This window comes from Pseudomonas sp. R1-6 (assembly GCF_051132115.1).
Taxonomy (GTDB): domain Bacteria; phylum Pseudomonadota; class Gammaproteobacteria; order Pseudomonadales; family Pseudomonadaceae; genus Aquipseudomonas.
The window spans coordinates 5038377-5054290 of sequence record NZ_CP071662.1; the positions used below are offsets into that span (position 1 = coordinate 5038377).

The 15914-nt window shown below is 61.7% G+C and carries 7 protein-coding genes and 2 pseudogenes; 6 read left to right on the plus strand and 3 right to left on the minus strand.

Translation table 11 applies throughout. The features are described 5' to 3' along the window. Position 1: 1 nt before the first annotated feature. Positions 2-1486 (minus strand): sodium/proline symporter PutP, encoded by a 1485-nt coding sequence (gene putP, locus J3P81_RS22625; protein ID WP_434561024.1) that lies wholly within the window; start codon positions 1484-1486, stop codon positions 2-4. Between the two features lie 475 nt (positions 1487-1961). Here putP and putA point away from each other — a divergent pair, with 475 nt between their 5' ends. Further along, a complete protein-coding gene (gene putA, locus J3P81_RS22630; RefSeq protein ID WP_434561026.1) occupies positions 1962-5915 on the plus strand; it encodes a trifunctional transcriptional regulator/proline dehydrogenase/L-glutamate gamma-semialdehyde dehydrogenase in 3954 nt (1317 codons plus the stop codon). Positions 5916-6161: 246 nt separating this feature from the next. After that, positions 6162-7964 (plus strand): acyl-CoA dehydrogenase, encoded by a 1803-nt coding sequence (locus J3P81_RS22635; protein WP_434561028.1) that lies wholly within the window; start codon positions 6162-6164, stop codon positions 7962-7964. Between the two features lie 162 nt (positions 7965-8126). Here the strand turns inward: J3P81_RS22635 and J3P81_RS22640 are convergent, their stop codons facing one another. Continuing rightward, on the minus strand, positions 8127-8429 hold the full coding sequence (locus J3P81_RS22640; protein ID WP_420767095.1) for a cell division protein ZapA: 303 nt from the start codon (positions 8427-8429) through the stop codon (positions 8127-8129). Continuing rightward, complete coding sequence (locus J3P81_RS22645; RefSeq protein WP_420767094.1) at positions 8426-8656, minus strand: hypothetical protein; 231 nt, start codon at positions 8654-8656, stop codon at positions 8426-8428. The genes J3P81_RS22640 and J3P81_RS22645 overlap by 4 nt, the downstream gene beginning before the upstream one ends. Positions 8657-8980: 324 nt before the next feature. Between J3P81_RS22645 and J3P81_RS22650 the strand changes: the two are divergent. From J3P81_RS22650 to mscK, 4 genes and pseudogenes are all read left to right on the plus strand, one after another. Beyond that, a pseudogene (locus J3P81_RS22650) lies at positions 8981-9637 on the plus strand (MCP four helix bundle domain-containing protein); the annotation flags it as partial. A gap of 303 nt (positions 9638-9940) precedes the next feature. Further along, positions 9941-10540 (plus strand): annotated as a pseudogene (locus tag J3P81_RS22655) (methyl-accepting chemotaxis protein); the annotation flags it as partial. Positions 10541-10761: 221 nt separating this feature from the next. Beyond that, positions 10762-12504, plus strand: a complete 1743-nt coding sequence (locus J3P81_RS22660; protein WP_420767093.1) for a potassium/proton antiporter — start codon at positions 10762-10764, stop codon at positions 12502-12504. A gap of 34 nt (positions 12505-12538) precedes the next feature. Further along, on the plus strand, positions 12539-15901 hold the full coding sequence (mscK, locus tag J3P81_RS22665) for a mechanosensitive channel MscK (protein WP_420767092.1): 3363 nt from the start codon (positions 12539-12541) through the stop codon (positions 15899-15901). Positions 15902-15914: the final 13 nt, after the last annotated feature.

Sequence of the window (15914 nt, forward strand, 5' to 3'; positions counted from 1 at the left end):
CTTACTGGTTCAAGCGGAAATCTTTCTCAGCCGCTTCGAAGCGCTGCAGCATGCCGGTGGTAGGCGTGCCCATCTTGCTGACGAAGTAGATGGCCAGGCTGGCGAAAATGAAGCCCGGAATGATTTCGTACAGACCCAGCAGCTCGAAATGCTTCCAGACCACCACGGTGATCGCACCGACCAAGATACCGGCCAAGGCGCCGTTGCGAGTCATGTTCTTCCAGACCACGGAGATCAGGACCACCGGACCGAAGGCGGCACCGAAACCGGCCCAGGCGTAGCTCACCAGGCCCAGAACGCGGTTTTCCGGATTCGCGGCCAGGGCGATGGCGATCAGGGCCACCAGCAGCACCATGGCACGGCCGACCCAGACCAGCTCTACCTGGGAAGCGCTCTTGCGCAGGAAAGTCTTGTAGAAGTCTTCGGTCAGGGCGCTGGAGCACACCAGCAACTGGCAGCTCAGAGTGCTCATGACTGCCGCGAGGATGGCCGACAGCAGTACACCGGCAACCCATGGGTTGAACAGGATTTTCGCCAGCTCGATGAATACACGCTCAGGGTTTTCGGTCACTGGACCGGCCACCTCTGGGTTAGCCGAGAAGTACGCGATACCGAAGAAGCCAACGGCAACGGTGCCACCCAGGCACAGGATCATCCAGGCCATGGAGATGCGACGCGCCTTGGCGATCGACTTGACCGAATCCGCCGCCATGAAGCGCGCCAGGATGTGCGGCTGGCCGAAGTAGCCCAGGCCCCAGCCCATCAGCGAGATGATCCCGATGAAGGTGGTGTTTTTCAGCATGTCGAACGAAGTCGTGTCTTTCGCTTCGATCGCCAGGAAGGTGGTATCCACGCCGCCCGTGGCCAGCAGCACGATGATCGGCGTCAGGATCAGCGCGAAGATCATCAGCGTGGCTTGTACGGTATCGGTCCAGCTGACCGCCAGGAAACCACCGATGAAGGTGTAGGCGATGGTCGCGGCAGCACCGGCCCACAGCGCCGTCTCGTAGGACATGCCAAAGGTGCTTTCGAACAAGCGTGCACCGGCCACGATGCCGGAAGCGCAATAGATGGTGAAGAACACGAGGATCACCACCGCAGAGATGATCCGCAGCAAGCCACTGGTGTCTTCAAAACGGCTGGAGAAATAATCCGGCAGCGTCAACGCATCGCCATTGTGCTCGGTCTGGACCCGCAGGCGACCGGCCACGAACAGCCAGTTCAGGTAGGCACCGATGATCAGGCCGATGGCGATCCAGCTCTCCGACAGGCCGGACATGTAGATTGCACCGGGCAAGCCCATCAACAACCAGCCGCTCATGTCGGAAGCGCCGGCAGAAAGCGCCGTCACAACACTGCCCAGGCTGCGACCGCCCAGGATGTAGTCGGAAAGGTTGTTGGTGGAGCGATAAGCCATCAGGCCGATCAGGACCATGGCTGCGATATAGATCACGAAGGTGATCAGGGTGGGATTGCTAACACTCATGAGTTACGCCCTGGCTTTGTTTTTATGGTGCGGTGGCAGTTGAAAGCGTCGACAACGCGAACGTTGTGCGGACGTTTTGTGGACCCGCGAATTTATGACTGATGTTTCCCCAGGAAAGCCATCAGCCGATGCAGCTCGACCCGGTTTTTGTACCCAGAACCGGTTGCACCTTGGCCGCGAATGCTATTCAACAATCCAAATAAGGTGCAACCAGTTTCGTTCAAATAAGTTGCACCCAGTCGGAATAATCGTACGGATGGCAGTTATTGCCCGTTATTGGTGCATCGAAGGAAGCTTTTGCAAGATTTTTCGCACCAAACAGGTGCCCTCATGAAAGGGACTACAGACCATCCGGATGAACTGCTCATAATTTCGACAAAAAACCGGTTGCACCCGGTTGCACCTCCCCCGGCTCGCAGCTAATCTTGCCGCCAGCTGATGCCACGCGGTACGTGGCAAACATGAGGATAAAAATATGGCTACCACCACCCTTGGGGTCAAACTCGACGACCCGACCCGCGAACGTCTCAAGGCGGCCGCGACTTCGATTGATCGCACGCCGCACTGGCTGATCAAGCAGGCAATTTTCAATTACCTGGAGAAACTCGAGGGTGGTGCAACCCTGACCGAGCTGAACGGTTCAAGCCGCGCCGACAATGACGATGCCGGCGAAGTCCAAGCGGACCACGCTCATCAATGCTTCCTGGAATTCGCCGAGAGCATCCTGCCGCAATCGGTCCTGCGTGCCTCCATCACCGCCGCTTACCGTCGCCCAGAGCCGGAAGTGGTGCCGATGCTGATCGAGCAAGCGCGCCTGCCGGCCGAAATGGCCGAAGCCACCAACAAGCTGGCGGCTTCTATTGCTGAGAAGCTGCGTAACCAGAAGAGTGCCGGCGGTCGTGCCGGTATTGTTCAGGGCTTGCTGCAGGAATTTTCCCTGTCGTCCCAGGAAGGCGTGGCACTGATGTGCCTCGCCGAAGCGCTGCTGCGTATCCCGGACAAGGGCACTCGCGACGCGCTGATCCGCGACAAGATCAGCACCGGCAACTGGCAGCCGCACCTGGGCAACAGCCCGTCGCTGTTCGTCAACGCCGCTACCTGGGGCCTGCTGCTGACCGGCAAACTGGTCGCCACCCATAACGAAGCGGGCCTGACCTCGTCCCTGAGCCGCATCATCGGCAAGAGCGGCGAGCCGATGATCCGCAAGGGCGTCGACATGGCCATGCGCCTGATGGGCGAGCAGTTCGTCACCGGCGAAACCATTGCCGAAGCCCTGGCCAACGCCAGCAAGTTCGAATCCAAGGGTTTCCGCTATTCCTACGACATGCTGGGTGAAGCCGCACTCACCGAGCATGACGCCCAGAAGTACCTGGCCTCGTACGAACAGGCTATCCATTCCATCGGCAAAGCGTCTCATGGCCGTGGGATTTATGAAGGCCCGGGCATCTCCATCAAGCTCTCGGCCCTGCACCCGCGCTACAGCCGCGCCCAGTACGAGCGGGTGATGGACGAGCTGTACCCGCGCCTGCTGTCGCTGACTCTGCTGGCCAAGCAATACGACATCGGCCTCAACATCGACGCCGAAGAGGCCGACCGCCTCGAACTGTCCCTGGACCTGCTCGAGCGCCTGTGCTTCGAGCCGCAATTGACCGGCTGGAACGGCATCGGCTTTGTGATCCAGGCGTACCAGAAGCGTTGCCCATACGTAATCGACTATGTGATCGACCTCGCCCGTCGCAGCCGTCACCGCCTGATGATCCGCCTGGTAAAAGGCGCGTACTGGGACAGCGAGATCAAGCGCGCCCAGGTCGAAGGCCTGGAGGGCTATCCGGTGTACACCCGCAAGGTTTACACCGACGTTTCCTACATTGCTTGCGCACGCAAATTGCTGTCGGTGCCAGAAGTCATTTACCCGCAATTTGCCACGCACAACGCCCATACCCTGTCGGCCATCTACCACATCGCCGGTCAGAACTATTACCCGGGCCAGTACGAGTTCCAGTGCCTGCACGGCATGGGTGAACCGTTGTACGAGCAAGTTGTAGGTAAAGTCTCCGAAGGCAAGCTGAACCGTCCGTGCCGCGTGTACGCTCCGGTTGGCACCCACGAAACGCTGTTGGCCTACCTGGTGCGTCGCTTGCTGGAAAACGGCGCCAACACCTCGTTCGTCAACCGCATCGCCGACCAGTCCATTTCCATTCAGGAATTGGTGGCCGATCCGGTGGCAAGCATTGAGCAGATGGCTACCCTGGAAGGCGGTTTTGGCCTGCCGCATCCACGCATCCCGCTGCCACGCGACCTGTACGGCAGCGAACGCGCCAACTCCAGCGGCATCGACCTGGCCAACGAACATCGCCTGGCCTCGTTGTCCTGCGCCCTGCTGGCTACTGCTCACAACAACTGGAAAGCCGCGCCGATGCTCGGTTGCGCCGCCAGCGAAGAAGCGCCGGCGCCGGTGCTGAACCCGGCCGATCATCGCGATGTGGTCGGTCACGTCCAGGAAGCCACCGTCGAAGACGTCGACAACGCCATCCAATGCGCCCTCAACGCCGCGCCAATCTGGCAGGCGACGCCACCGGCCGAACGCGCCGCCATCCTCGAGCGCGCCGCCGACCTGATGGAAGCCGAGATCCAGCCGCTGATGGGCCTGCTGGCCCGTGAAGCCGGCAAGACCTTCGCCAACGCCATCGCCGAAGTACGCGAAGCCGTGGACTTCCTGCGTTACTACGCGGTGCAGGCCCGCAACGATTTCACCAACGATGCCCACCGCCCACTGGGTCCAGTGGTCTGCATCAGCCCGTGGAACTTCCCGCTGGCAATCTTCAGCGGCCAGGTCGCCGCCGCATTGGCCGCCGGCAACCCGGTACTGGCCAAGCCCGCCGAGCAGACCCCGCTGGTAGCGGCCCAGGCTGTACGCCTGTTGCTGGAAGCCGGTATTCCGGAAGGCGTCCTGCAATTGCTGCCGGGCCGCGGTGAAACCGTCGGCGCCCGCCTGGTGGGTGACGATCGCGTCAAAGGCGTGATGTTCACCGGCTCTACTGAAGTCGCCCGCCTGTTGCAGCGCAACATCGCCGGGCGCCTGGACAACCAGGGCCGTCCGATCCCACTGATCGCCGAGACCGGCGGCCAGAACGCTATGATCGTCGACTCCTCGGCGCTGACCGAACAAGTGGTCATCGATGTGGTGTCTTCGGCCTTCGACAGCGCCGGCCAGCGTTGCTCGGCCCTGCGCGTGCTGTGCCTGCAGGAAGATTCCGCCGACCGCGTCATCGAAATGCTCAAGGGCGCCATGGCCGAATCGCGCCTCGGCAACCCGGAGCGTCTGTCGGTGGACATTGGCCCGGTGATCGACGCCGAAGCCAAGGCTGGTATCGAGAAGCACATCCAGGCCATGCGCGATAAAGGTCGCACTGTGTACCAGATGGCGATTGCCGACAGCGACGAATGCAAGCGCGGCACCTTCGTGATGCCGACGCTGATCGAGCTGGAAAGCTTCGATGAGCTACAACGGGAGATCTTCGGCCCCGTGCTGCACGTGGTTCGCTACAAGCGCAAGGAGCTGGACCAGTTGATCAACCAGATCAACGCCTCCGGCTACGGCCTGACGCTGGGCGTGCACACCCGAATCGACGAGACCATCGCCAAGGTGATCGACAACGTTCATGCCGGCAACGTCTACGTGAACCGCAACATCGTCGGTGCGGTGGTCGGTGTGCAGCCGTTCGGCGGCGAAGGCTTGTCGGGCACCGGTCCGAAGGCCGGCGGCCCGCTGTACTTGTACCGCCTGCTGTCGACCCGTCCTACCGATGCGATCCAGCAATCCTTCGTACGTGGCGACGCCCTGGCCGCGCCAGACCTGCGCCTGCGCGACGCCATGAGCAAGCCGCTGACCGCCCTGCAAACCTGGGCCGACAGCCAGAAGCTTGCCGAACTGAGCGCCCTGTGCGTGCAGTTCGCCGCCCAGTCGCAAAGCGGCATCACCCGCCAGCTCACCGGCCCGACAGGCGAACGTAACAGCTACGCCATCCTGCCCCGCGAGCACGTGCTGTGCCTGGCGGATGTGGAAGGCGACTTGCTTACACAACTGGCAGCCGTACTGGCCGTCGGCGGCTCGGCCGTGTGGCCGGAGTCCGACACCAGCAAGGCCGTGTTCGCACGCTTGCCGAAGGAAATCCAGGCGCGCATCCAGCGCGTTGCCGACTGGACCAAGGACGACGTGCTGTTCGACGCCGTCCTGCATCACGGCGATTCGGATCAACTGCGCGGTGTCTGCCAGCAAGTGGCCAAGCGAGCCGGTGCCATCGTCGGCGTGCATGGCTTGTCCCAAGGCGAAACCAACATCGCGCTGGAGCGCCTGGTCATCGAACGGGCACTGAGCGTCAACACCGCCGCGGCGGGTGGTAACGCCAGCCTGATGACCATCGGTTAAACGCTGCAAACCAGGCATCTGCAATAGGTGCCTGGTCGTCGAAATCCCTGTGGGAGCGAGCTTGCTCGCGATAGCGGTGTGCTAGTTGAAATCATTTCTGACTGACCCACCGCTATCGCGAGCAGGCTCGCTCCCACATTTTTTGATTAGCGTCGCCCCTTCTGCTCCATCACCCAAATCAATCATCCTGTTCAGCCTCCATTCCCAGACCTAGACTCGGCCCATCCCAAGAAAAGGTAGGCCGCCATGTCCGAGACGCTGCTCAGTTCCCGCAATCTGGCTTTCGAGCTGTATGAAGTCCTTGATGCCGAAGGCCTGACCCAGCGCGAGCGGTTTGCCGAGCACAATCGCGAAACCTTCGACGCCGCCCTCGGCACGGCCCGCAGCATCGCCGAGAAATTTTTCGCGCCTCACAACCGCAAGAATGATGAAAACGAACCGCGCTACGAGAACGGCGAGGCGATCCTGATTCCCGAAGTGAAGCCGGCGGTGGATGCCTTTCTGGAGGCCGGTTTCCTCAATGCCGCACGCAGTTTCGAGGCCGGTGGCATGCAACTGCCGACGTTGCTGTCCCAGGCCTGTTTCGCGCATTTCCAGTCGGCCAATGCCGCGTCGACCTCTTACCCCTTCCTGACCATGGGCGCGGCGAACCTGATCGAAAGCTTCGGCAGCGATGATCAGAAACAGCGCTTTCTGCAACCGATGATCGATGGTCGCTTCTTCGGCACCATGGCCCTGACCGAGCCCCATGCGGGTTCATCGTTGTCGGATATTCGTACACGCGCGGAGCCGGCGTCCGACGGTACCTATCGGCTCAAGGGCAACAAGATTTTCATTTCCGGCGGCGACCATCCGTTGTCGGAAAACATCGTGCACATGGTCTTGGCGAAACTGCCGGATGCGCCGCCGGGCGTGAAGGGTATTTCGCTGTTTATCGTGCCGAAGTTCCTGGTCAACGATGATGGCAGCCTCGGCCAGCGTAACGACGTGCTGCTGGCCGGTCTGTTTCACAAGATGGGCTGGCGCGGCACCACGTCCACGGCGCTGAACTTCGGCGACAACGGCGAATGCGTGGGTTATCTCGTAGGAAAACCGCACCACGGCCTGAGTTATATGTTCCAGATGATGAACGAGGCTCGCATCGGTGTCGGCATGGGGGCGGTGATGCTGGGTTACGCCGGCTACCTGTATTCCCTTGAATATGCCCGCCAGCGCCCGCAGGGCCGCGTGCCTGACAGCAAGGACCCGACCACCGCCCCTGTGGCGATCATCCAGCACGCCGACGTGCGCCGCATGCTGCTGACCCAAAAGGCCTACGTGGAAGGTTCGTTCGACCTGGGCCTGTACGCGGCGCGCCTGTTCGACGACACCACCACGCTGGAAAGCGAAGCCGAGCGTCGGCGCGCCCATGAGTTGCTGGACTTGCTCACGCCCATCGTCAAGTCGTGGCCCTCGGAGTTCTGCCTGAAGGCCAACGAGCTGGCCATCCAGATTCTCGGCGGCCATGGTTACACCCGCGAATACCCAGTTGAGCAGTATTATCGCGACAACCGCCTGAATCCCATCCATGAGGGCACCCACGGTATCCAGTCCCTGGACTTGCTGGGACGCAAACTGGCGCAGAACGGCGGTGCCGGGCTCAAGCAATTGATCCGCCTGGTGGCCGACACCACTGAGCGCGCCCAAGCGTACGAATCGCTGACACCCTTGCGTCAGCCGTTGGAAGCCTTGGTGGCACGCCTGCAAACAGTCACCCTCGGCCTGCTGACCGACCTGGCCCAAGGCAAGGTCAACGATAGCCTGGCCAATTCGGCGCTGTACCTAAAAGTGTTTGGGCACATGGTGATCGGCTGGCGCTGGCTGGAACAGGCGATTCGTGCCGAGGAGGGCTTGGCCAAGGGGACCGCGACGGACGTCGACTTCTATCAAGGCAAGCTGCAAGCGGCGCGCTACTTCCTGACCTGGGAAGTGCCGGGTTGCCAGCATGAGCTGACGCTGCTCGAAGCGCGGGATGACACCTGCCTGGGAATGCGGGATGAATGGTTCTGAGCCAGCGCCTGTAGCGCGGCTGACATCCAATCGCGAGCAGGCTCGCTCCCCCAATGATCGGCGGTGAACGCAGTTTCATGTTCACTTAGCCCCCATGTGGGAGCGAGCCTGCTCGCGATGACTTAAGTGCGGACAACGCCGCTTATAAGCCGGACCGTGGCCTCAGGCCTGCTGAATCGTCTTGGAGATCACTTCGACCGTGGCGCTGACCTGCTCCTGGTAACGGTCGAGTTCCGCCCGATGCTGCTTCTGCATTTCGATTTGTTGCGAACACAAATTCATGGCCGCCAATACCAGCAGGCGATCACCGATCAAGGTCGGGTATTTACGCTTGGTATCGGCCAGGGCCGCCTTGAGCATCGAAGCAGCGTCCAGCAACGCTTGCTCCTGCCCGGCCGGCGCCTTGATCGAATAGTCCTCCCCGAGAATCGAGACGACTGTCACCCCATCGACACGTTGACTCATGCGCTGGCCGTTGCGGTGCTGGCGCGCTCGATCAGCGCCTGGATCCGGGCGGTGGTGGTGCCGTGGAGTTCTTCCTGCTCCATCAGGCTCAGTTGCAGGCTTTCGTTTTCATCCTTGGCCTTCGCCAGTTCGGCGCCCAGGGTTTCATTCAGGCCGGCGAGGTGACGGTTCTGTTGCACCAGGTCGTTGACCAATTGCTCCAGCTGGCTGAGGGATGTTTCCAACATATTGATTTCCAGGGTTTTTCAAGGGGCGCGTACGATAAAGAAAAGTCATCGTCAACGCCACGACTCAGAGAACAGCGGCGCACCACTGGCGAGCTGTAGAGACTGCGAACAAGGAATCTGGTTCCGACCCTTCGTCGCGCCGTTGCCGGTGGAGTGCGACAAAAGCACGCAGCGCCCTCAAGACTTCAGTCGCAAGACCGATAAGTCATTGAAACCAGTCACAGCCCCGCACGGACGCGCTTCTTCACGGTAACTTCCATGTCCCTACGTAATATGAACATCGCGCCGCGGGCGTTCCTGGGGTTTGCCCTGATCGGCGCCCTGATGCTGGCCCTCGGCGTGTTTGCCTTGAGCCAGATGAGCAAGATTCGCGTGTCCGGCGAAAACATCGCTCAGAACAGCGTGCCCAGTATCAAAGCACTGAATGACGTCACCCAGCTCACCCTGCGCCTGCGCGTGTTGTCCTATCGCCTGCTGATCAACCGCGAAGCGGATACCCAGCAAAAAACGCTGGACCTGTTCGAGCAACGCAACCAGCAGGTCCGCGCCGCCCAGATGTCTTATGAGAAACTCATCAGTGCGCCTGAAGAACGGGCCGCGTATGAGCAACTCACGCAGCTGCTCAATCAGTACCGTCAGCTCGAAGAGCGGATGAAAACCCTGTCGCGCAACAATCAGCTCAACGAACTGCAAGCGCTGCTCAACGCTGAGTTGACGAGCAACTCCGACGCTATCAACGCAGCGCTCGCTCGCCTGTCGGACATGAACAACCAGCAAGCGGAAGCATTCAACAAAAACGCGGCACAGCAATATTCCACAGCCTTCATCTGGGTCGTCACCCTTCTGGCCATCGCCACCGGCCTGACCCTGCTGTTCGCCTGGCTGCTGACCAACAGCATCACCAAGCCGATCGCCAACGCGTTGGATGCCGCCGAAGAAATCGCCAAGGGCAACCTGACCCGGCCGATCACCGTTGACGGCAGCGACGAGGCTGGCCGACTGCTGCGGGCGATGTCGACCATGCAGGAAAAACTGCGCGACACCCTGCAACGGATCTCTGGCTCGGCCACGCAATTGGCCTCCGCCGCCGAAGAGCTCAACAGCGTCACCGACGAAAGCGCCCGTGGGCTGACCCAGCAGAACAACGAAATCGAACAAGCCGCCACCGCGGTCAACGAGATGACCAGCGCCGTTGAAGAAGTTGCCCGCAACGCGGTCAGCACCTCGGAAGCGTCCAGGAACGCCACGACTTCAGCGGGCGACGGCCGCGACCTGGTGCAGGAAACCGTCGGTGCCATCGAGCGCATGAGCGCCGACGTCCAGAGCACCGCCACGCTGATCGGCAACCTGGCCGATGAGTCGCGAGACATCGGCAAGGTGCTCGACGTGATCCGCGGTCTGGCCGACCAGACCAACCTGCTGGCCCTGAACGCCGCCATCGAAGCTGCCCGTGCCGGTGAAGCCGGTCGTGGTTTCGCCGTGGTCGCCGACGAAGTCCGCGCCTTGGCCCACCGCACCCAGCAGTCGACCAGCGAGATCGAACGCATGATCGGCAGCATCCAGAGCGGCACCGAACAGGCCGTGGACTCGATGCGCAACAGCACCGAACGCGCCGAATCGACACTGAACATCGCCCGCGGCGCCGGCATGTCCCTCGACACCATCAACACCGCCATCGTCGAGATCAACGAACGCAACCTGGTGATCGCCAGCGCCGCCGAAGAACAGGCCCAGGTGGCCCGCGAAGTGGACCGCAACCTGGTGAACATCCGCGACCTGTCGGTGCAGACGGCCACCGGTGCGAATCAGACCAGTGCCGCCAGCGCCGAACTGTCGCGCCTGGCGGTGGATTTGAACAGCATGGTTGGGCGGTTCAGCCTTTAACCCACGTGACGATGACTGCTCACAGACCGTGAGCAATCCTCCGCTTGGCTTTTGTGGCGAGGGAGCTTGCTCCCTCGCCACAATGTTTCCGCTCAAGGGAGCCGATGCCTATCGGTCCCCCAACCTTTTTTGACAGCATCACATTTCAACAGGTTAGAATCGCTGGCACGCAGACTGCATGGTCAGTTTGTGCCCGCCCTCAGTTTTTCGGAGTACTGCCTTTGACCGCGACGACCATCAACAGCCTGTTCTTGATCGGCGCGTTGCTGGTGGGTGCGAGCATTCTGGTGAGTTCTCTTTCGTCGCGCCTGGGCATCCCGATCCTGGTGATCATCCTCGCCGTGGGCATGCTCGCCGGGGTCGACGGCGCCGGTATTCTTTTCGATAACTACGCCACGGCGTATCTGGTGGGCAACCTCGCGTTGGCGGTGATCCTGCTGGACGGTGGGTTGCGCACGCGGGTCTCGAGCTTTCGCGTGGCACTGTGGCCGGCGTTGTCGCTGGCCACTGTGGGCGTGTTGATCACCACCGGGCTGACCGGCATGGCCGCCGCGTGGTTGTTCAACCTGAACCTGATCCAAGGCTTGCTGATCGGCGCGATTGTTGGCTCTACCGACGCCGCTGCGGTGTTCTCGTTGCTCGGTGGCAAAGGCCTGAACGAGCGGGTCAGCGCCACCCTGGAAATCGAGTCCGGCAGCAACGACCCCATGGCGGTGTTCCTCACCGTGACCCTGATCGGCATGCTTGCCAGCGGTGAGACCGGGCTGCATTGGAGCCTGCTCGGGCATCTGGTGCGCGAGTTCGGCATCGGCGCGGTGATCGGCCTGGGCGGCGGATGGTTGATGCTGCAGCTGGTCAACCGCATCAACCTGGCCAACGGCCTCTACCCGATCCTGGTCATCAGCGGCGGCCTCGCGGTGTTCGCCCTGACCAACGCCCTGCACGGCAGCGGCTTCCTGGCGGTGTACTTGTGCGGCCTGGTCCTGGGTAATCGCCCGGTGCGCAGCCGCCACGGCATCCTGCACATGCTCGACGGCATGGCCTGGCTCGCCCAGATCGGCATGTTCCTCGTGCTGGGGCTATTGGTCACGCCCCATGACCTGCTGCCCATCGCCTTGCCCGCCATGGGCCTGGCGTTGTGGATGATCCTGATCGCGCGCCCGCTGTCGGTCATGGTCGGGCTGTTGCCGTTCAAGGCGTTTCATGGTCGCGAAAAGGCTTTCATTTCCTGGGTCGGCCTGCGGGGCGCCGTACCGATCATTCTCGCGGTGTTCCCGCTGATGGCCGGCCTGCCTCACGCGCAGCTCTATTTCAACCTCGCGTTCTTTATCGTGCTGGTGTCACTGCTGGTACAAGGCACCAGCCTGCCCTGGGTCGCCAAGCTGCTGCACGTGACCGTCCCGCCAGAACCGCTGCCCATTTCCCGGGCGGCGCTGGAAGTACATGTGACAAGCGAGTGGGAACTGTTTATCTACCGCCTCGGTGCGGAAAAGTGGTGCATCGGTTCGCCTCTACGGGACTTGAAAATGCCCGACGGAACGCGCATCGCGGCCCTGTTTCGGGGCCAGCAATTGCTCCATCCGTCGGGTAGTACGGTGCTGGAAGTGGACGATTTGCTCTGCGTGATCGGCCATGAACATGATTTGCCAGCCCTTGGAAAACTGTTCAGCCAGGCACCGCAACGGGGCCTGGATTTGCGCTTCTTCGGCGACTTCGTACTCGAAGGAGACGCCCAGCTGGCCGCGGTTGCCACGCTGTATGGGTTGAAGCTGGACGGCATCGATCCGGACATGACCCTGGGCCGTTTCATTGCCCAGAAAGTCGGCGGTGCACCCGTGGTTGGCGACCAGGTGGATTGGAACAACACCCTGTGGACCGTCGCGGCCATGGACGGGAACAAGATTGGCAAAGTGGGCGTCAGATTCCCCGAAGGAAGTCGCCCGGGTCCCGGCTTGTTCCTCTAAACTGCTCCCACTCTCATTTGCTTGACCGGTCTCTATGCCTACCCTGCGCTCCTTATTCGCCATCGCCCTGCTCGGCCTGGGTCTTTCCATCTGCACGGTCCAGGCCGCTGAGCCGCCGACCAGCACCTCGGTCCAGGCCAGCCTGGACAAAATCGCCGACCGCAAGCTCCCGGAAGCCGACCAGAAAGCCTTGCAGGCCGTGTTGCAAAACACCCTGACCCAGCTGACCAACAAGGCCGACTACGAACAGAAACTGCTCGCCCTCAAGCAGCAACTGGCCAACGCGCCCAAACAGAACATCGAGAACCAGCGCGAACTGGCGCGGCTCAAGGGCACCAATGTGGTGCCGGTGGCGCAACGCTACGCCAACCTGCCGATTCCCCAGCTAGAGCAAATGCTGACGGAACGCTCTACCCAGCAGAGCGATCTGCAAAAGGCCCTGGCCGACGCCAACAGCCTGGTCATCACCGCCCAGACCCGCCCCGAGCGCGCCCAGGCGGAAATCTCCGCCAGCCAGACCCGAATCCAGCAGATCAACGCCATCCTCAAGGCCGGACGGGATGCGGGCAAGGCGCTGAGCGCCGAGCAGCGCGACCAGCTCAATGCGGAACTGGCGGCCCTCAACGCGCTGATTCCACTGCGCCGCCAGGAGCTGGCCGGCAACAGCCAACTGCAAGACCTGGGCAATAGCCAGCACGATCTGCTTTCGGAAAAGATCGACCGCATGGAGCGGGAAATCCAGGACCTGCAGAACCTGATCAACCAGAAACGCCTGGCCCAGTCCCAGGAAACGGTGACGCAGCAATCCATCGAAGCGCAGAAAGCCGGCGGCAGCAGCCTGCTGGCGACCGAAAGCACGGCCAACCTCAAGCTTTCCGATTATCTGCTCAAGAGCACCGACCGCCTCAACGAGGTCACCCAGCAGAACCTGCAGACCAAGCAACTGCTGGACAGTGTCACCCAGACCGATGCCGCCCTGGACGAGCAGATCAGCGTGCTCAAGGGCAGCCTGCTGCTCTCCAAGATTCTTTACAAGCAGCGCCAGACCTTGCCGCGCCTGAAGCTGGACCAGAACCTGGCCGACCAGATCGCCGACATCCGCCTGTATCAGTTCGAAGTCAGCCAGCAACGTGAATTGCTGAACAATCCCGCAGCCTACGTCGACAACCTGCTGGCGTCCCAGCCCTCCGAGCAGGTCACCCCACAGCTGCGCAAGACCCTGCTTGAACTGGCCCTGACCCGGGTCGACCTGCTGGACCGCCTGAACCGTGAATTGAGCGCGGTGCTCAACGAGTCCATCACGCTGCAGCTCAACCAGAAACAACTGCTCAGCACCGCACAGAATCTGCGGGCCACCCTTGAAGAACAGATGTTCTGGATTCCCAGCAACAAACCGCTGGATTTCGAGTGGATGCGTGGCGTGCCGGCCCGCCTGGAAAAACAAGTCGATTCGCTGCCCTGGGCTTCGAGCCTCAGCGAACTGGCTGACGGCCTGACCCAGCGGCCGCTGCTGTTCCTGCCCCTGGCGCTGTTGATCGGCGCGCTGCTGTGGCGCCGCAAGAATCTTTATGCGCGCCTGAACAAGGTTCACCAGGATGTCGGCCACTTCAAGCGCGACAGCCAGTGGCACACACCCCAGGCGATTCTGATCAACATCCTTTTGGCCATGCCGGTGGCGCTGGCGCTTGCCTTGTGCGGCTACGCCTTGCAGATCGACGCCCGCGGCCAGAACACCAACCTCGGCGCGGCCTTGCTACAGATCGGGCAGGCCTGGCTGGTGTTTTACACAGCCTATCGAATCCTCTCGCCAGGCGGCGTTGCCGAGCTGCATTTCCGCTGGGAAAAACCCCAGGTCGAATTTCTCCAGGGCTGGATCCGTCGGCTCGGGCTGGTGGTATTGGCCTTGGTGGCCGTGGTGGCCGTGGCGGAGTTGCAGCCGTCAGCCCTGGCCGATGACGTGCTCGGCATGCCGGTGGTGCTGACCTGCTACGCCTCGATGGCCTGGCTGCTCAGCCGGCTGTTGCTCAGCAGTCCGACGCACAAGAACACATCGCTGTTCCGCAAGGCCGTCGGCGTGCTGTTCACCGCATTGCCGATCGCGCTGTTCGTCGCCGTCTGCTTCGGCTACTACTACACCGCGCTGAAACTCAGCGACCGCTTGATCAACACGCTGTACCTACTGATGTTCTGGCTGGTGATCGAGGCCACCTTCGTGCGTGGCCTCTCGGTCGCGGCGCGGCGCCTGGCCTACCAGCGTGCCCTGGCCAAGCGCCAGGCGGCCAAGGAGGTCGGCGACGGCGAAGCGGTGGTCGAGGAACCGACCCTGGACATCGAAAAGGTCAACGAACAGTCCCTGCGCCTGATCCGCCTGGCCCTGCTGGGCGGTTTCATGGCCGCGCTGTACTGGGTCTGGTCGGACCTGATCAGTGTGTTCTCCTACCTGGACAACATCACCCTCTACGAATACACCAGCGGCACCGGCGCCAACATGAGCATGGTGCCCATCAGCATCGGCGACATGCTTGGGGCACTGATCATCATCGGTATCACCTTCGCGTTGGCCCGCAACCTGCCGGGCCTGTTGGAAGTGTTCGTGCTGTCGAAGCTGAACCTGGCCCAGGGCAGCGCGTATGCCACCACGACCTTGCTGTCCTACGTGATCGCCGGCGTCGGCTTCGTCACGACGCTGTCCACCCTGGGTGTGAGCTGGGACAAGCTGCAATGGCTGGTGGCGGCGCTGTCGGTAGGCTTGGGCTTCGGCATGCAAGAGATCTTCGCCAACTTCATCTCCGGCATCATGATCCTGTTCGAGCGCCCGGTGCGCATCGGCGACACCATCACCATCGGTAACCTGTCGGGCACCGTGAGCAAGATCCGCATTCGCGCGACCACCATCACCGATTTCGACCGCAAGGACATCATCGTCCCGAACAAGACGTTCATCACCGGGCAGTTGATCAACTGGTCGTTGACCGACACCGTCACCCGGGTGACCCTGAAATTGGGCGTGGACTACGGCTCGGACCTGGACCGGGTGCGCGAATTGCTGCTCAAGGCCGCTCGCGATAACCCCCGCGTGCTGAAGGAACCGGAGCCGATCGTGTACTTCCTGAACTTCGGTGAAAGCACCCTGGACCATGAGCTGCGCATGCACGTGCGCGACCTCGGTGATCGAAACCCGGTGCTGGACGAGATCAACCGGTTCATCAACCGGGAATTCAAGAAGGAGCACATCAACATCTCCTTCCGGCAGATGGAAATCTACTTGAAGAACCTGCAAGGCCAGGAATACAAGCTGGTGCCTGCCGAGCCTGACAAAAAGACCATCACGCCCGTGCCTTCAACGGTCGCCAGCATCAAGCCGATGCCCGAGCCTCCGCAAGGCACCCTCGACTGACAGCGGGTTGCCT